A 16,402-nucleotide genomic window follows, 5' to 3' on the forward strand; every position below is an offset into this window, starting at 1 on the left:
CCAATTTTAAAAGACAGTTGAATATACTGGGAAAACCCCATGATCGACGCTATATTGCCAACACCAGCCGAAGTTCCATGTGCTTTCCCCCACCCAGCGGACGCCAGATCCGTGTTTCGGCGGTGAGTTATCCCTATATTGCCGAGCGAGAATAACAAGATGGCGCTGAAGTCCTATTTTTCCGAAACCCTGCATCTGTTGCGGCTCTGCGCTCCCATACTGGTGGCGCAGATAGCCCAGACCACCATGAGTTTTGTCGATACCGTCATGGCCGGCCAGGTCAGCGCCACCGATATGGCCGCGGTGGCGGTGGCCACCAGTTTCTGGCTGCCCATCATCCTGCTGGTACAGGGCGTGGTCATGGCATTGACGCCCATCATATCTCAACTGAATGGTGCCCGTCGCCACGGCGAAGTGGCCGCTGCCGTGCATCAGGGCTTCTGGCTGACCCTGTTGGTGACCCTGCCCGCCATGCTCGTTCTTTATTATTCGCCGCTGGCCCTGCACTGGATGGAAGTCGAGCCGGTGCTGGCGGAAAAAACCACCGGTTATTTGCACGGCATTCTCTGGGGCATGCCCGCCTACGCCCTGTACCAGGTGCTGCGCAATTTCAGTGAAGGCTTGTCCCATACCCTGCCCACCATGGTGATCGGCTTTATCGGGCTGGCGGTCAACGTACCGGCCAACTATATCCTGATTTACGGCAAGCTGGGGATGCCCGCCCTGGGCGGGGTGGGCTGCGGCTATGCATCCGCCCTGGTATTCTGGGCCATGCTGGTGGCGATGATCCTCTATACCCGCCGCTCGGCCCTGTTGCAACGCTTTACTGTCTTCACCCGGCTCACCCCTCCCGACTGGCGCCAAATCAGCCGGATTTTCCGGCTGGGCTTTCCCATCGCCATGGCCATCTTCTGTGAAGTCACCCTGTTCACCGTGGTCGCGCTGCTGCTGGCCCCACTTGGTTCCGAGGTGGTCGCCGGCCATCAGATTGCCATCAACTTCTCCAGCATGGTGTTCATGCTGCCCCTGAGCCTGGGCATCGCACTGACCATCCGCGTCGGACACAGCCTCGGCGAAGGCCGGGCGCAACAAGCCAGGGTGGTCAGCATCGCCGGCATAGTGTTCGGCTGTACCCTGGCCGTATTCACGGCGCTGGCCACCGTACTGGGACGACACTGGATCGGGGGAATTTATACCGACAATAATGCCGTACTGGATCTCGCCGCCAGCCTGCTGCTGCTGGCCGCCCTGTACCAGATATCCGATTCGGCCCAGGTCATCGGTGCCGCCGCCCTGCGTGGTTACAAGGATACCCAGGTTATTTTCTATATCACCCTGGTGGCCTACTGGTTGTGTGGCCTGCCGATCGGCATGGTACTCGGTCTGACCGACTGGCTGATGCCGGCCATGGGCCCGCACGGCTTTTGGATCGGTTTTCTGATAGGCTTATCGGTAGCGGCATTCATGTTGATCTGGCGGTTGCGCATTATCTATGAAAGGGTGGAAGAACGCAGTCGGGCTGCTCTGCCTCTGGTTGACAGCCTGTAGCCCGCATAATGAACTGGAACATCATTTCCAGACCTACCTGGCCCGGGTCGCCAATGTCCTGGAGGTCACCCCGCCGGTACTGACCAAGGCCCCCCCCTTGCCTTCCCTGCCCGCGCAGCGGGAACTGCAACAGCAACAACAACGGGTCACCGCCGGCCTGCTGGACACCCTCAAGCTGGGGGAGTGCCGGCTGCTGGGCCTGGTCGGCGAACACAACAGCCCGGTGGGCAAGAGCCAGAGTGCCGCCGCCGTCTTGTTGTATCACCTGCAGTTCCAGCTCGGCGTCCAGGAATGCCTTGCTGCCGCCGAGGACCAGGCATTGAAAGACTGGTTGACCCGGGTTCAGACCCAGAAAGCGCCGCTGTTACCCGGCTATCACTGGAACATGATGGTGGCCGAGCCGGAGATCCGCGCCGCCCTGATGCCCCGCCTCCGTCCCCTGCGCTTTGCCCAACAGGGCGGCTACCAGGAAACAGTCACGGCGTTCAGCCTGTTTGAACGCCTGCTTCGCCTGGCCCAGGGCCAGGACGAACCTGGCCCGCTCCACGCCCGCGAATTGAATCAGGCCCTGAGCGGACTGTACGACAACGATTATCTGGGGCAGTTGTTCTACTCGCTGCACAGCGCCGCCCACTACCTTGAGGAAAGCCTGGCTTTCCTGCAACAGCTGGAGCTGTACGACTGCGGCCCCAGCGGCCGGTCCCGTGCCGAGCGGCTGCGTAATGCCATGCAGCACTACTATATCAGGGACATCCAGGCGTACCTGGGGCAGATCGATCGCCAGTTTGTGCAATTGGCCCCCCTGCTCGAACACACCCTGACCCCCCCCCCCTCCCAGCAGGATGCGCTGGCCGCCTATCGACGTTACTTTGCGCAGGGGCTCGACAGCCGGGTCTATACCCGTTACCGGGAGCGGACCCTGGAACATGCCCGGCTGTGGCAACGTTTCCTGGCTCGGTGCGATATTTCACCGACTTGAACAATAGTTCTTCATCCGCTTGTTCGATAAGAAAAAATGCTTGCCCCTGCCCGCGCCCTTGGCTAGTATACGCAGCGCCTGAAGGCAGCCTGCGTTCTTAGCTCAGTTGGTTAGAGCACCACCTTGACATGGTGGGGGTCGGTGGTTCGAATCCACTAGAACGCACCATCTTTTCCGCAGGAAAAGCTTCAGACTGAATATATGCGTCCTTAGCTCAGTTGGTTAGAGCACTACCTTGACATGGTAGGGGTCGGTGGTTCGAGTCCACTAGGACGCACCAGTTTGCCAAAGATTCGCGTTCTTAGCTCAGTTGGTTAGAGCACTACCTTGACATGGTAGGGGTCGGTGGTTCGAATCCACTAGAACGCACCAAATACTGAACCTGCTCCGGCAGGTTTTTTTATGCCCGCCCCCTGTTATGTCTAGCCCTATCAAACTGAACATTGAAACGGCGTGATTTTTCAACCTTAACTCTTTGACGACACTGTCTCCCGCTACGGTATGTTGCTGACCCGCAAACCATTCGACTAACGGAGAGACCCATGAATCATCAGAGTTTGGCCGCCCACTGGATGCCCTTTACACCAAACAAGGGTTATCGGGCACAGCCGCGCATGCTCACCGGCGCCAAGGGCATGTACTGGACCACGGACGATCGGCGCCAGGTGCTGGATATGACCGCCGGGCTGTGGTGCTGCAATGCCGGCCACGGCCATCCCCATATCGCCGAAGCCATCGCCCAGCAGGCCAAAACCCTGGACTACGCCCCTTGTTTCGGTTTCGGTCACCCCCTGTCCTTCGAGTTGTCGGAGCGCCTGGCCCGGCTGGCTCCCGGCAACCTGAACAAGGTGTTTTACACCAACTCGGGCTCCGAGTCGGTGGAAACCGCACTCAAGATGGCGCTGGCCTATCACCATGCGCGCGGCCAGGCCGGCAGGCAACTGTTTATCGGCCGGGAGCGGGGCTATCACGGGGTCAACTTCGGTGGTATCTCAGTTGGCGGCATCACCAACAACTACAAGGCCTTCGGCCAGTGGCTGCCGGTGGATCACCTGTCCCACACCCAGGATCTTGCGCTGAACGCCTTCTCCCGTGGGTTACCGCTGCATGGTGGGGTGGAGAAAGCCAACGAACTGGAACGGCTGATCAGGCTGCATGACGCCAGTCGTATTGCCGCCGTCATCATCGAGCCCATCACCGGGGCCGGCGGCGTGCTCCCTCCGCCGGTGGGTTATCTCAAGCGCATACGGGAAATCTGCGATCAGCACGGCATCCTGCTGATCTTCGACGAGGTAATCTGCGGTTTCGGCCGCACCGGCGAGCCCTTTGCCAGCCAGACCTTCGATGTGCTGCCCGATATCATGACCACTGCCAAGGGGCTGACCAACGGCGCCGCGCCCATGGGGGCCGTGTTCGCCGGAGACCATATTTATGAAGCGGTGGTGGACGATGCCGGCCCGGGTGTAGAATTTTTCCATGGCTATACCTATTCCGCTCACCCGCTGGCCTGTGCCGCCGCCATGGCCACCCTGGACGTGTATGAGCAGGGCGGCCTGTTCCGCCGTGGCGCCGCCGGGGGTGATATCGCCAGCTATTTTGAGCAGGGCCTGCACAGCCTGAAGGGCCTGCCCGGGGTCATCGACATCCGCAACTACGCATTGATAGCCGCCGTCGAATTCGAGCCGCAGGCAGGCAAGCCGGGCGCCAGCGGGGCACAGGTCCAGACAGCCGCCTGGGAGCAAGGCATGATGCTACGCTCGCTGGGAGATGCCATCGCCATGTCCCCTCCCCTGATCATTGAAAAACATCATGTCGACCAGACCATCGGCATACTCGAGCGGAGTATTCGTCAGCTGTTCGGCTGACAGAAAGCGGGCTGCCAAAGGCAGCCCGCTTTCTGTATGTTGGCATAATTTATTATTCAGGCGACCAGGGCCGCCAGGCTCTGTCGGGCCTGATCCAGCCCCGCCTGCTGCGCTTCCGCCCCCATGTTCAGGGCTTCCGCATACACGAACTCCACCTCGCGGAGGCCGATGAAACCCAATACGGTCTGCAGGTAGGGAGTAATCAAATCGGTCGGGCTATCCTTGTGCATACCGCCACGGGTCGTCACCACCACCGCTTTCTTGCCGGTGATCAGCCCTTCCGGCCCCTGCTCGGTGTAACGGAAGGTCACGCCGGCACGACAAACCAGGTCAATCCAGGCCTTGAGCTGTACCGGGATATGAAAGTTGTACATGGGGGCCGCGATAATCAGGGTATCGGCGGCCTTGAGCTCTTCCACCAGGCTATCGGACAGCGCCAGCAGGGCCTGCTGCTCTTCGCTGAGCCGATCGCCCCCCCGCAGGGCCATGGCGCCGGCACCATCCAGCATAGGCAACGGCTCGGCAGCCAGATCACGGATCTGTACCTCTTCGGCACCTGCCCGCTCAATCATGTAATCAATCAATTTTGCTGACTGTGAATATTCACCCAGGATGCTGGATTTCAGGATCAGTGTCTTGCCCATGGTTCACTCCGGTCTTAGTGTCATCAAGCAGCATTAACAACATGTTATTGTTATCCTTCGCTGCTACATTCGGTTGGTGATGGCACTTTAAGATAATGGAGCACGGGGATAAATCGGAAAAAAACGCATAACAACATCAAAAAAAATGAACAAACCACCCCCTCCGAATAATACGTTTACGTAAACGTAATTCAAAAGGCGTGGTTTTATGACAAAAAAGAAAACCCTCGCAAGCGAGGGTCAAACAAACGGAAACGTGCTTAAACAGAGCTACGCATCATACCTAACAAGTTGCTGAATTTAGGCTGGAGCAATTGGCTAGACCTTGATGCCCCCCCAATCTAACCGGGCACAAATGTGAAGTCAACGTAAAAAAATCACAAAAGGTGTAACTGAGCAGCAAACGAGCAAGATAGTTACGTTTACGCCAACGTAAGCAATGCCATGCTTCCTGCGCCTTCCACCGCGGACCGGGCGGCACCTGGTCAGGGCCTTTCCTCCCCTCTCGATGATGGGACTCACATGGGAAATATCGGAATGGGAACTGCTCCACAAAATCTTCGACTTTTCTGAGCGTTACACAAGCGCAATGCTGAAACCCTGTCTAACCTTTCAGTAAAGGATTGAAAGATGTGTGCGCAAGGCTCTTTCTTGTAATCAAGGATGTACGGAGCCGGGATTTTATGGGGGAAAGAACTATGGGAATCTTCGAGCACTACCAAACGCGCTATGAGAAAGCCAAGGAAGAAGAGTACAGCCTGCAGGAATTCCTGGACATGTGCCGGGAAGACAAGGCTTGCTACGCCTCCGCTTCCGAACGTCTGCTGATGGCCATCGGTGAGCCGGAAATGATCGATACCGCCCAGGTACCGAGGTACAGCCGGCTTTTTTCCAACAGGGTCATTGCCCGCTATCCGGCCTTCGCCGAGTTTTATGGCATGGAAGACAGCATCGAACAGATTGTCTCCTACCTGAAGCATGCGGCCCAGGGCCTGGAAGAAAAGAAACAGATACTGTACCTCCTCGGCCCCGTCGGCGGGGGCAAGTCCTCTCTGGCCGAATGCCTTAAATCGTTGATGCAGAAAGTGCCCATTTACCGGCTCAAGGGCTCGCCGGTCAATGATCACCCTTTCTGCCTGTTCGACACGAATGAAGACGGCCCCGTCCTCGAGCAGGAATACGGTATCCCGCGCCGGTATCTGAGGCCCATCATGTCGCCCTGGGCAGTGAAACGGCTGCATGAATACGGGGGAGACATCACCCGTTTCCGGGTTGAAAAGGTCCACCCCTCGGTACTCGACCAGATAGCCGTCGCCAAAACCGAGCCCGGTGACGACAATAACCAGGATATCTCCTCCCTGGTCGGCAAGGTCGACATCCGCAAGCTTGAACACTATGCCCAGGATGATGCCGACGCTTACTCCTACTCCGGGGCCCTGTGCAAAGCCAACCAGGGCATGATGGAATTCGTCGAAATGTTCAAGGCACCGATCAAAGTGCTGCACCCTTTGCTCACCGCCACCCAGGAAGGGAACTACAACGGCACCGAGGGGCTTTCCGCCCTCCCCTTCGAAGGCATCATCCTGGCGCACTCCAATGAATCGGAGTGGCAACACTTCAAGCACAACAAGAATAACGAAGCCTTCCTCGACCGGGTGTACATCGTCAAGGTACCTTACTGCCTGCGCATCACCGAAGAGGTGGAGATCTACAAGAAGCTGCTGACCAACAGCGAATTGTCCCAGGCCAAATGTGCCCCCGGTACCCTGGAAACCCTGGGACAGTTCACCGTGTTGTCGCGCCTGAAAGAGCCGGAAAACTCCAGCCTCTATTCCAAGATGAGGGTCTACGACGGCGAAAGCCTGAAAGATACGGATCCCAAGGCCAAGTCCTATCAGGAATACCGGGACTATGCCGGGGTCGATGAAGGCATGACCGGGCTTTCTACCCGTTTCGCCTTCAAAATCCTGTCCCGGGTGTTCAACTTCGACCATGCCGAGGTGGCGGCCAACCCGGTGCACCTGTTCTACGTGCTCGAGCAACAGATCGAGCGGGAGCAGTTCCCGCAGGATGTGCACGACCGCTACCTGGAATTCATCAAGGGCTATCTGATCCCCAAATACGTGGAGTTTATCGGCAAGGAAATCCAGACCGCCTACCTCGAGTCCTACTCCGAGTATGGTCAGAACATCTTCGATCGCTACGTGACCTATGCGGACTTCTGGATCCAGGATCAGGAATACCGGGATCCGGAAACCGGACAGCTGTTCGACCGCTCCGCCCTCAATGCCGAGCTGGAAAAAATCGAGAAACCGGCCGGGATCAGCAATCCCAAGGACTTCCGTAACGAAATCGTCAACTTCGTATTACGGGCCAGGGCGAACAATGCCGGCAAGAATCCTAACTGGACCAGCTACGAGAAGCTCAGGACCGTTATCGAGAAAAAAATGTTCTCCAATACCGAGGAGCTGCTGCCGGTCATTTCCTTCAACGCCAAGACCAGTGCCGACGAGCAGAAGAAACACGACGACTTTGTCGCTCGCATGATGGAAAAAGGTTATACCCGCAAACAGGTCCGGCTGCTGTCGGAGTGGTACCTGCGGGTACGTAAATCAACCTGATGGAAGGATGTTGGGGGAAACTATGGCGCATTTTATCGACAGACGACTAAATGGCCGCAACAAAAGCGCTGTCAACCGACAGCGCTTTATCCGCCGCTACAAACAACAACTCAAAAAGGCGGTGTCGGACGCGGTACTGAAACGCAGTATTCAGGATATCGACAAGGGCGAGAGTGTCTCCATTCCCACCCGCGATATCTCCGAGCCCTTTTTTCACCAGGGCAAGGGCGGTAAACGAGAGCAGGTTCATCCGGGTAACGATCAATTTATCACCGGCGACCGGGTCGAACGCCCCCTGGGGGGTGGCGGCAAAGGCGGCGGCCAGGGGGAGGCCAGCAACCAGGGCGACGGCGAAGACGATTTCGTGTTCGAGATCTCCAAGGACGAGTACCTGGACCTGCTGTTCGACGGCCTGGAACTGCCCAACCTGGAGAAAAACAAGCTCAACAAGATCAGTGAAATGAAAACCTTCCGTGCCGGCTACACCTCGGACGGGGTTCCGGCCAACATCAATATAGTGCGCTCCTTGCGCCAGTCCCTGGCCCGGCGCACCGCGCTGCAGGCCGGCAAGAAGAAAAGCGTGGTCGAGCTGGAGCTGGAGCTGGCCGAACTCGGCAAGCGGCCGGCGGAAAACTATGCCCGGATCCAGGATATCGAAGAGGAAATTCTCAACCTAAAACGCCGTATCGCGGCGGTCCCCTTTATCGATACCTTCGATCTCCGCTTCAATAACTTTGTCAAACGTCCCATTCCTTCTACCCAGGCGGTGATGTTCTGCCTGATGGACGTGTCCGGCTCCATGGATCAAGCCACCAAGGACATGGCCAAGCGTTTTTATCTGCTGCTCTACCTGTTCCTGACCCGGACCTACAAGAATGTGGACGTGGTCTTTATCCGTCACCATACCCAAGCCAAGGAGGTGGACGAACAGGAGTTTTTCTACTCCCAGGAAACCGGGGGCACCATCGTCTCCAGCGCACTGCAGCTGATGAAAGAGGTGATGCTGGAGCGCTATCCGGCCGACCAGTGGAATATCTACGCGGCGCAGGCTTCCGACGGCGACAACTGGGCCGATGACTCCCCCCTGTGCCGGCAACTGCTGTACAACGATATCATGCCGCTGGTGCGTTACTATGCCTACATCGAAATCACCAACCGGGCCCACCAGACGCTGTGGCACGAATACGAAACCATAGCGCGCAGTTTTTCCAACTTCGCGATGGAGCACATTCGTTCGGTAGAAGACATCTATCCCGTGTTCCGGGAACTGTTCAAGAAACAAGCGGCATGAGGTGACTATGGCAGAAGCAATCGCGAAAACCCGGCCACTCAGCGACGGTCCCGACTGGACCTTTGAACTGCTAGAAGCCTACCACCAGGAGATTGCCCGTATCGCCACCGGCTACGGGCTCAGTACCTATCCGAACCAGATAGAGATCATCACCGGCGAGCAGATGATGGATGCCTATTCCAGCATCGGCATGCCGATCGGTTACCATCACTGGTCTTACGGCAAGAAATTCATCCAGACCGAACAGACCTACAAGCGTGGCCAGATGGGCCTGGCCTACGAAATCGTGATCAATTCCAATCCCTGCATCGCCTACCTGATGGAAGAAAACACCATGCCGATGCAAGCACTGGTGATCGCTCACGCCTGTTATGGCCACAATTCCTTCTTCAAGAACAACTACCTGTTCAAAACCTGGACCGATGCCGAGTCGATCATCGACTACCTGCTGTTCGCCAAAAACTATATCAACGAATGTGAAGAAAAATACGGGGTCGCCGAAGTCGAGGCCATCCTCGACAGCTGTCACGCCCTGATGAATTACGGGGTAGACAGGTATAAGCGGCCGCAAAAGCTGTCACTGGCGGAGGAGCGGCGCCGGCAGAAAGCCCGTGAAGCCTACCTGCAAACCCAGGTCAACGAATTGTGGCGTACCCTGCCCCGCATGGATGATGCCAAGCAGGTCAAGAAGCTGCGCTATCCCCGCGAGCCGGAAGAGAACATCCTGTACTTTATCGAGAAGCACGCGCCCCTGCTCGAACCCTGGCAACGGGAAATCGTACGCATCGTGCGCAAGATCAGCCAGTATTTCTACCCGCAGAAACAAACCCAGGTGATGAACGAAGGCTGGGCCACGTTCTGGCATTACACCATTACCCAGCATATGTACGACGAGGGGCTGGTGACCGACCGCTTTATGCTGGAAGTGCTGCACAGCCACACCAACGTCATCTTCCAGCCGTCCTACAACAGCCGCTACTATTCCGGCATCAACCCCTATGCCCTGGGCTTTGCCATGTTCCAGGATCTGCGCCGCATCTGCGAGCACCCGACGGAGGAAGACAGGGCCTGGTTCCCGGATATCGCCGGATCGGATTGGGTCAAGACCCTGCACTTTGCCATGGAGAACTTCAAGGACGAAAGCTTTATCAGCCAGTTCCTGTCGCCCAAGGTCATGCGCGACTTTCATCTGTTCGCGGTGGCCGACGACGATACCCGCAATTACCTGGAAATTTCGGCCATTCACGACGAGCTGGGCTACCGCCAGTTGCGCCAGACCCTGTCGAACCAGTACAACCTGTCCAACCTGGAGCCCAACCTGCAGGTCTACAACGTAGAAGTGAAGGGGGACCGCTCCCTGACCCTGCGCCATGTGCCTCACAATCGCATCCCCTTGGCGGAGTCACGTCATCAAGTACTCAAGCATGTGCATCGCCTGTGGGGCTTCGATGTGCTCCTCGAGCAGGAAGAACCGGACGACGGCGCCACCATCATCGGCCGTTGCCCGGAGAAATCCCCTTCCTCCATCTAAAAAAACGCCTCCGTCAGGAGGCGTTTCATCAGTTCTGCACCAGGCTGTCCGGCATATGCTCGCGCATATCGAGCCACAGCTTACCCGACGCCTTGCCATATTCACGCACCGCTTCGGCCACCTCGTTCATCTTGCCGGCGGCAGCCAGGCCGGCCAAGGCCCGGTAGTAATCGGCGGCCAGGGTTCGGGCGGCGGCACGGGAAAAGTAATAACGCCCCACCCGGCAATAAAGGCCCCGGAAGCCATTGAGGATAAGCGCATAAATGGGGTTGCCGGAGGCGAACGCCAGTTGATGGTGGAACTCGTAGTCGAAGGCGGCGAAAGCATCGGCCTCGTCGGCCAACTGGGTCAGACCGGCCGCAGCACTGATCACCCGCTCCGGTGCGTTTTTCACCGCGCCGCGGATAAAGATGCTGCTGATATGGGTTCTGGCAGACAGCAACTGCTCGATAAGCTCAGGCACCTTTTCCTCGTCCAGACGGGCCAGGGTCTCCAGAATGTTCAGCCCCGACGTTTCCCAGAAATTGTTCACCCGGGTCGGCTTGCCATGCTGTATGGTCAGCCAGCCATCACGGGCCAGCCGCTGCAGTACCTCGCGCAGGGTGGTCCGGGTTACGCCGATCAGCTCCGACAATTCCCGTTCGGCGGGCAGGATAGAGCCCGGAGGAAATCGGCTGTTCCAGATGGACTCTATGATATATTGTTCTGCAAAACTGGCTGGGCTTTGTGCCTTGATGACCATGCAACCACTCTGTTAAATACGTTAAGGCAGGCGAGACTGATGACGATAATAACAGGGCAGACCAGTTTCTCACAAGCGTAACCACCCGGCCGATGTCGCCGTTCGTATTCTTTGACCTCATGAGGATCTGATGTTGTACGACTTTTCCCGCTCCCGTTTTGCCTGGGCCCTGCTCACTGCCGGCAGCCTTGCGCTGCTGCTGATCGCCCTGCTTTTCCAGTATGCAAAGGGCTATCACCCCTGTGTCATGTGTGTCTACCAGAGAGCGGCCCTGATCGGCGTCATCTTCGCGGGCGTGCTGGGCTGGCTGATGCCCCGACACCGCTTGTTCAGCACCCTCGCCCTGCTGGGCTGGCTGGCGGCGTCCGCCAAGGGGTACCTGCTGGCGGAAGAGCACGTGGGTTACCAGCTCAACCCCTCCCCCTTCAACCAATGCTCCAGTTTTGCCGAATTTCCGGCCTGGGCCCCGCTGGACCGCTGGCTGCCGGCGCTGTTCCACCCCACCGGCGACTGTGCCGACGTGGACTGGTCCTGGCTCGGCTGGAGCATGCCCCAGTGGCTGATGGGCGTCTTCGCGGTGCTGGCGGGCCTGGCAGCCTTCTTTATTGTGGTACGACTGGCCGGTGCATTGAGGCGTGAGGCGTGAGGCGTTCACGCCTTACGAAAGTCGGTTAGCTGGCCCAGGTAATGATATGGTCCTCCCAGTCGCCGGCCTGGGATTCGTGTACCACCTTGCCCCGCACCGACTGGCCGGCCTTGTGCATGGCGCTCTTGGAGCCGGTGCGCAGCGGATGCCAGGAAGGCAAGGCTTTGCCCTCCGCCAGCAGCCGGTAGGCACAGGTAGAGGGTAGCCAGTAGTAGTCGGCCAGCTTGTCCCGGGTGATTTTAAGGCAGTCCGGGACCCGGGCAAAGCGGTTGACATAATCGCTGCAGGCGCAGCTGTGGGTATTGAGCAGCTCGCAGGCCACGTTGGTGTGCACCAGTTCATCGGTTTCTTCGTCGATAAGCTTGTTGAGGCAGCATTTGCCACAACCATCGCACAAGGCTTCCCACTCCCGGTCGGACATCTCTGCCAGGGACTTGCTATACCAAAAATCAGCCTGCATGGGGATTATCCTGCTACCTTGGCACTGAAGCGGTACTGGCCGTCCAGCTGCATGTCGAGTTCATCATGCGGCTTCAGCTCCGCCACCCCCTTGGGTGTACCGGTCAGCACCACGTCCCCGGGATTGAGGGTAAAGCAGCGGCTCATCTCCGCCAGCAGCTCACCGATGGACCACAACATCATGGCGGTATTTCCGGCCTGACGTTCCAATCCATTCACCTTCAGGGAAAAGTCGAGGTGCTGCAAGTCATCCAGTACTTCGGGCAAGGCAAAGGGGCTGATCGGGCAACTGCCGTCAAAGGCCTTGGCCCGTTCCCAGGGATGCCCCTTGGCCTTGAGCTGCTCCTGTACCTCGCGCAGGGTCAAATCCAGCGCCAGGCCGACCCCAACCACCGCTTCCAGGGCATGTCCCGGCTCGGTATGGCACAACCGCCGGCCGACCAGCAAGGCCACTTCCAGCTCATGATGCACGGCGCCCTGGCCCTTGGGCAGCAGCAGGGGAACATCCAGTGCCACCAGGCTGGTCGCGGGTTTGATAAACAGCAGGGGCTGTTCGGGCACCGGGTTATCAAGTTCCGCCGCGTGCTCTTTATAGCTGCGGCCCACGCACACCACCTTGCCCACGGCGTAAGGCAAGGGATGTCCCTGTAAATCCAGATGTTGATACATACGCGGCTCCTGTTCGGTAGGCGGCGGAACAAACGAGGTCGGTCAGCTCGGTGACTGGGGGGCCGAGGCCAGATGGGCCTTCAGTAAATTTTCCGGCGGTGGCGGCAACTGCAGATAGTACCCCTGGGTGCGCAAGGCCTGCCGGACTTTGTCGATGTCCGCCTGCGCCAGCCGGGCCTTGGTGGCCAGATTGACGATCATCGCCAGTTGCGGAGAGCCAAAGGTATCCAGCAAGGAGCCGGGCACGCGTGAAAAATCGTCGCGACGCTCGATAAAAAGATAAGTATCGGCCTTTTTCGGGCTTTTATACACTACACACAACATGTAAATTGCTATAATCCGTCGGGTTTATTGCCAGTGAAGATGGCAAACTATAACATCAGCTCGACCAATAACAAAAAGGATCGCATCCTCGGGGGAAAGCCGCTTATGGCGGAGCGTGGCATCGAATTAAAAGGCAGTAGTTTTACCTTGTCGGTAGTCCATATTACCGATAACGACATTCAGCGGGTAAAGCAGCAGCTGGCGGAAAAAATTGCACAGGCACCGGAGTTCTTCCGGGCCGCGCCCTTGGTCATCAATATCGAAAAGCTCTCGCAGACACCCGACTTCAGTGCCCTGGCCAGCGCCATCAGGGAGCTTGAACTGGTGCCGGTCGGCGTCAGTGGTGTCCGGGACGAGTCGGCCCGTTCTGCCGCCCGGGCGGCCGGCCTGGCGGTGATGACCACCGGCAAGGTTCCCGTACAGGAAACCCCCGCCGCGCTGCTCAGCCAGCCCGGCACCAAGGTTCACCGTGGTCCGGTCCGGTCCGGCCAGCAGGTCTATGCTCCCAACGGCTCACTGGTTATCCTGGGAGCGGTCAGTAACGGGGCGGAAGTGATCGCGGACGACAGCATCCATATCTACGGCCAGCTGCGCGGCCGGGCCGTGGCCGGCGCCAAAGGCAACGACACGGCACGCATTTATTGTCAACAGCTGATGGCGGAGCTGATTTCCATTGCCGGCCATTACCAGCTCAGCGATGGCCTGCAAGGTCCCAAATGGGAACAGGCTGTCAGTATTTCCCTGGCGGGCGAACAGTTAAAGTTCGACAGGCTCTAATTTTACGACTTCTTAGGAACACACTATGGCACGAATTATCGTCGTCACATCAGGTAAAGGAGGCGTGGGTAAAACCACTTCCAGCGCAGCCATCAGCACCGGTCTGGCCAAGCTGGGCCACAAGACGGTAGTGATCGATTTTGATATCGGGTTGCGCAACCTGGATCTTATCATGGGGTGTGAACGTCGGGTGGTGTACGACTTTGTCAATGTCATCAACGGCGACGCCAACCTGAACCAGGCCCTCATCCGCGACAAACGGGTAGAACAGCTCTACATACTGCCCGCTTCCCAGACCCGGGACAAGGACGCCCTGACCCGGGACGGCGTCGAAAAAATACTCAACGACCTGGCGGCCATGGACTTCGACTACATCATCTGCGACTCCCCCGCCGGCATCGAAACCGGTGCCCTGATGGCGCTCTATTTCGCCGATGAAGCCATCGTCACCACCAACCCGGAAGTGTCCTCGGTACGGGATTCCGATCGCATCCTGGGCATCCTTTCCTCCAAGTCCCGCCGCGCCGAGAAGGGCATGGAGCCCATCAAGGAGCACCTGCTGCTGACCCGCTACTCTCCCGAGCGGGTCAGCCGGGGCGACATGCTGAGCGTGCAGGACGTGCAGGAGATCCTCGCCATCCCGCTGCTGGGCGTGATCCCCGAGTCCCCGGCGGTGCTCAAGGCCTCCAACGCCGGTGAGCCGGTGATCCTGGACGAAGAATCCGATGCCGGCCAGGCCTATGCGGACACCGTGGCCCGCCTGCTGGGCGAAGAACGCGCCTTCCGCTTCCTCGAGGAGGAAAAGAAGGGATTTTTCAGCCGATTTTTTGGGAGTTAACCTATGTCTCTACTGGACTATTTTCGTTCAAGAAAGCCCCAAAACAGCGCTAAGATCGCCAAAGAGCGTCTGCAGATCATTGTTGCCCACGAACGTAGCCAGCGGGATACCCCGGATTATCTGCCGCAGTTAAAACAGGATATATTGGACGTTATCCGTAAATATGTGGACATCGATCTCGATCAGATCTCGGTCCAGCTTGATCAGAAAGGGGACAACCTGTCGGTGCTGGAGCTGAACATCATGCTGCCCGAGCCGGAAGACAAGGATAAGGACAAAGAAAAAGACAAGGTCGGTCTGTAAAGGACAAGGGGCGCCCAGGCGCCCCCTTTTCTTCTACTCTTCTACCGGAGCCGGACGCCCAACAGCTCGCCGCGCCAGCCCTGCAACAGTGCCGGGGTGACGTCCTCGGCTTCTTCCAGCCGCCACTTCCAGCTCAGGTACTGATGGATCAGCCGCTTGGAGGCGATCAGCTCCGCCGGCACGCCGGCATCCGTAGCCGCCTGCTCGACGATGCCCTTGATGCGTTTGAGCTCACCCTTGTACCCCGGATAATCCACCAGCCGCTTCACCGGCTCGGGCCAGCTGTCGGGTGAGGCCAGCGCCTCCTGCACCAGCGCCAGCAGGACGTCGCCGTGGCGCTTGATCTCCATCGGCTCCAGGCCCAGGCGGTTGAGATCGCTCAAGGACCGGGGCGCCCGTTCCGCCACCAGGAACAGATGGGCCTCCTTGATCACGAAGTTGACCGCCAGATCCCGCCGTTTGGCCTCGCCCAGCCGCCACTGGCACAGCCGCTGCAGGACGCCCAGGGCCTGCCTGTCCAGGGTCCAGGCATTCTTGATGTCCAGGTAAGCCAGCTCCGGCAGGGTACTGACGCTGCGCCGCTTCACCGTCCACTCGCATTCCTGCTCGAACCAGGCGGTAAAGCCTTTCAGCTCAAGCTGCTGCCACAACTGCTGGTACAGTGGATAGAGGTAGATGACATCATCGGCGGCATAGCGCAGTTGTTCGGCCGACAGCGGGCGGGCCAGCCAGTCGGTGCGGGCATGGGCCTTGTCCAGGCCGACACCCAGCAGTTGCTCGACCAGGGCGGCGAAGCCGAGCTGGGTACCGAGCCCGAGGAAGGCGGCCGCCAGCTGGGTGTCGTGCACCCGGGCCGGCAGGGCACCGCTCTGGTGCTGGAACAACTCGAGATCTTCACCACCGGCGTGCAGCAGGCAGAGTCTGGCCGGATCGTGCAGCAGCCGCCACAACGGCGACAGATCGGTCACCGCCAGCGGGTCAATCAGCACGGTACGCTGGCCGTCATGGAGTTGATAAAGGCCGGGCTTGGCGTAAAAGGTGCGGGTACGGACAAACTCGGTATCCACCGCCAACAGCGGGGCGTCGGTGGTACAGAAGTCGGCCAGGGTCTGGTTATCGGTGATCAGTGTGTAGGTCATGGGCGCTCGATTACGGCAAGATAAGG

16 protein-coding genes and 3 tRNA genes are annotated in these 16,402 nt (G+C 58.5%); 13 read left to right on the forward strand and 6 right to left on the reverse strand.

What is annotated here, in order from left to right; translation table 11 throughout:
- Positions 1-165 precede the first annotated feature (165 nt).
- From JKV55_RS08320 to aptA, 6 genes are all read left to right on the forward strand, one after another.
- Positions 166-1,548, forward strand: a complete 1,383-nt coding sequence (locus tag JKV55_RS08320) for an MATE family efflux transporter (protein ID WP_202084277.1) — start codon at positions 166-168, stop codon at positions 1,546-1,548.
- Entirely contained in the window at positions 1,535-2,527 is a 993-nt protein-coding gene (locus JKV55_RS08325) for a DUF3080 family protein (protein ID WP_237332746.1), read from the forward strand. The genes JKV55_RS08320 and JKV55_RS08325 overlap by 14 nt, the downstream gene beginning before the upstream one ends.
- Before the next feature lie 91 nt (positions 2,528-2,618).
- Positions 2,619-2,695 (forward strand) — tRNA-Val (locus JKV55_RS08330).
- 35 nt (positions 2,696-2,730) lie between these two features.
- A tRNA-Val gene (locus tag JKV55_RS08335) sits at positions 2,731-2,807 on the forward strand.
- A 15-nt stretch (positions 2,808-2,822) separates the two neighbouring features.
- Positions 2,823-2,899 (forward strand) — tRNA-Val (locus JKV55_RS08340).
- Between the two features lie 170 nt (positions 2,900-3,069).
- A complete protein-coding gene (aptA, locus tag JKV55_RS08345) occupies positions 3,070-4,392 on the forward strand; it encodes an omega-aminotransferase AptA (protein ID WP_202084080.1) in 1,323 nt (440 codons plus the stop codon).
- 56 nt (positions 4,393-4,448) lie between these two features.
- Here the strand turns inward: aptA and JKV55_RS08350 are convergent, their stop codons facing one another.
- Positions 4,449-5,036, reverse strand: coding sequence for an FMN-dependent NADH-azoreductase (locus JKV55_RS08350; protein ID WP_202084082.1), 588 nt, complete (start codon positions 5,034-5,036; stop codon positions 4,449-4,451).
- A 698-nt stretch (positions 5,037-5,734) separates the two neighbouring features.
- Here JKV55_RS08350 and JKV55_RS08355 point away from each other — a divergent pair.
- The 3 genes from JKV55_RS08355 to JKV55_RS08365 are packed head-to-tail and all read left to right on the forward strand — an operon-like array spanning position 5,735 to position 10,479.
- Entirely contained in the window at positions 5,735-7,657 is a 1,923-nt protein-coding gene (locus tag JKV55_RS08355) for a PrkA family serine protein kinase (RefSeq protein WP_202084084.1), read from the forward strand.
- A 22-nt stretch (positions 7,658-7,679) separates the two neighbouring features.
- Complete coding sequence (locus JKV55_RS08360) at positions 7,680-8,948, forward strand: YeaH/YhbH family protein (RefSeq protein ID WP_202084086.1); 1,269 nt, start codon at positions 7,680-7,682, stop codon at positions 8,946-8,948.
- A gap of 7 nt (positions 8,949-8,955) precedes the next feature.
- Positions 8,956-10,479 carry a SpoVR family protein gene (locus JKV55_RS08365; protein WP_202084088.1) on the forward strand — a complete coding sequence of 508 codons (1,524 nt, stop codon included), beginning with the start codon at positions 8,956-8,958 and terminating at the stop codon, positions 10,477-10,479.
- A 28-nt stretch (positions 10,480-10,507) separates the two neighbouring features.
- On the opposite strand, the gene fadR is transcribed toward JKV55_RS08365, so the two are convergent.
- Positions 10,508-11,221 (reverse strand): fatty acid metabolism transcriptional regulator FadR, encoded by a 714-nt coding sequence (fadR, locus tag JKV55_RS08370; protein WP_202084090.1) that lies wholly within the window; start codon positions 11,219-11,221, stop codon positions 10,508-10,510.
- A 130-nt stretch (positions 11,222-11,351) separates the two neighbouring features.
- On the opposite strand from fadR, the gene dsbB reads away from it, so the two are divergent.
- Complete coding sequence (gene dsbB, locus JKV55_RS08375) at positions 11,352-11,867, forward strand: disulfide bond formation protein DsbB (protein ID WP_237332747.1); 516 nt, start codon at positions 11,352-11,354, stop codon at positions 11,865-11,867.
- A gap of 25 nt (positions 11,868-11,892) precedes the next feature.
- On the opposite strand, the gene JKV55_RS08380 is transcribed toward dsbB, so the two are convergent.
- From JKV55_RS08380 to JKV55_RS08390, 3 genes are read right to left on the reverse strand one after another with little or no spacing between them, the layout of a single operon-like run.
- A complete protein-coding gene (locus tag JKV55_RS08380; protein ID WP_202084092.1) occupies positions 11,893-12,327 on the reverse strand; it encodes a YcgN family cysteine cluster protein in 435 nt (144 codons plus the stop codon).
- 5 nt (positions 12,328-12,332) lie between these two features.
- Positions 12,333-12,995: a fumarylacetoacetate hydrolase family protein gene (locus JKV55_RS08385; protein WP_202084093.1), complete on the reverse strand. Its 663-nt coding sequence runs from the start codon at positions 12,993-12,995 to the stop codon at positions 12,333-12,335.
- A 42-nt stretch (positions 12,996-13,037) separates the two neighbouring features.
- On the reverse strand, positions 13,038-13,319 hold the full coding sequence (locus tag JKV55_RS08390) for a YcgL domain-containing protein (protein WP_202084095.1): 282 nt from the start codon (positions 13,317-13,319) through the stop codon (positions 13,038-13,040).
- 105 nt (positions 13,320-13,424) lie between these two features.
- On the opposite strand from JKV55_RS08390, the gene minC reads away from it, so the two are divergent.
- From minC to minE, 3 genes are read left to right on the forward strand one after another with little or no spacing between them, the layout of a single operon-like run.
- Positions 13,425-14,096, forward strand: a complete 672-nt coding sequence (gene minC, locus JKV55_RS08395) for a septum site-determining protein MinC (RefSeq protein ID WP_202084097.1) — start codon at positions 13,425-13,427, stop codon at positions 14,094-14,096.
- Positions 14,097-14,121: 25 nt separating this feature from the next.
- Positions 14,122-14,934, forward strand: a complete 813-nt coding sequence (gene minD / locus JKV55_RS08400; protein WP_202084098.1) for a septum site-determining protein MinD — start codon at positions 14,122-14,124, stop codon at positions 14,932-14,934.
- 3 nt (positions 14,935-14,937) lie between these two features.
- Entirely contained in the window at positions 14,938-15,237 is a 300-nt protein-coding gene (gene minE / locus JKV55_RS08405; RefSeq protein ID WP_202084100.1) for a cell division topological specificity factor MinE, read from the forward strand.
- Positions 15,238-15,278: 41 nt separating this feature from the next.
- On the opposite strand, the gene rnd is transcribed toward minE, so the two are convergent.
- Positions 15,279-16,376, reverse strand: a complete 1,098-nt coding sequence (gene rnd, locus JKV55_RS08410) for a ribonuclease D (protein ID WP_202084102.1) — start codon at positions 16,374-16,376, stop codon at positions 15,279-15,281.
- Positions 16,377-16,402: the final 26 nt, after the last annotated feature.

Source organism: Zobellella iuensis (assembly GCF_016746085.1).
Lineage (GTDB): Bacteria > Pseudomonadota > Gammaproteobacteria > Enterobacterales > Aeromonadaceae > Oceanimonas > Oceanimonas iuensis.

What these genes read in the sequence shown, in the direction of transcription:
- aptA (WP_202084080.1), top strand. Translation starts at nt 3,070, where the DNA reads ATGAATCATCAGAGTTTGGCCGCCCACTGGATGCCCTTTACACCAAAC.
- JKV55_RS08350 (WP_202084082.1), bottom strand. Translation starts at nt 5,036, where the DNA reads ATGGGCAAGACACTGATCCTGAAATCCAGCATCCTGGGTGAATATTCA.
- JKV55_RS08355 (WP_202084084.1), top strand. Translation starts at nt 5,735, where the DNA reads ATGGGAATCTTCGAGCACTACCAAACGCGCTATGAGAAAGCCAAGGAA.
- JKV55_RS08360 (WP_202084086.1), top strand. Translation starts at nt 7,680, where the DNA reads ATGGCGCATTTTATCGACAGACGACTAAATGGCCGCAACAAAAGCGCT.
- JKV55_RS08365 (WP_202084088.1), top strand. Translation starts at nt 8,956, where the DNA reads ATGGCAGAAGCAATCGCGAAAACCCGGCCACTCAGCGACGGTCCCGAC.
- fadR (WP_202084090.1), bottom strand. Translation starts at nt 11,221, where the DNA reads ATGGTCATCAAGGCACAAAGCCCAGCCAGTTTTGCAGAACAATATATC.
- dsbB (WP_237332747.1), top strand. Translation starts at nt 11,352, where the DNA reads ATGTTGTACGACTTTTCCCGCTCCCGTTTTGCCTGGGCCCTGCTCACT.
- JKV55_RS08380 (WP_202084092.1), bottom strand. Translation starts at nt 12,327, where the DNA reads ATGCAGGCTGATTTTTGGTATAGCAAGTCCCTGGCAGAGATGTCCGAC.
- JKV55_RS08385 (WP_202084093.1), bottom strand. Translation starts at nt 12,995, where the DNA reads ATGTATCAACATCTGGATTTACAGGGACATCCCTTGCCTTACGCCGTG.
- JKV55_RS08390 (WP_202084095.1), bottom strand. Translation starts at nt 13,319, where the DNA reads ATGTTGTGTGTAGTGTATAAAAGCCCGAAAAAGGCCGATACTTATCTT.
- minC (WP_202084097.1), top strand. Translation starts at nt 13,425, where the DNA reads ATGGCGGAGCGTGGCATCGAATTAAAAGGCAGTAGTTTTACCTTGTCG.
- minD (WP_202084098.1), top strand. Translation starts at nt 14,122, where the DNA reads ATGGCACGAATTATCGTCGTCACATCAGGTAAAGGAGGCGTGGGTAAA.
- minE (WP_202084100.1), top strand. Translation starts at nt 14,938, where the DNA reads ATGTCTCTACTGGACTATTTTCGTTCAAGAAAGCCCCAAAACAGCGCT.
- rnd (WP_202084102.1), bottom strand. Translation starts at nt 16,376, where the DNA reads ATGACCTACACACTGATCACCGATAACCAGACCCTGGCCGACTTCTGT.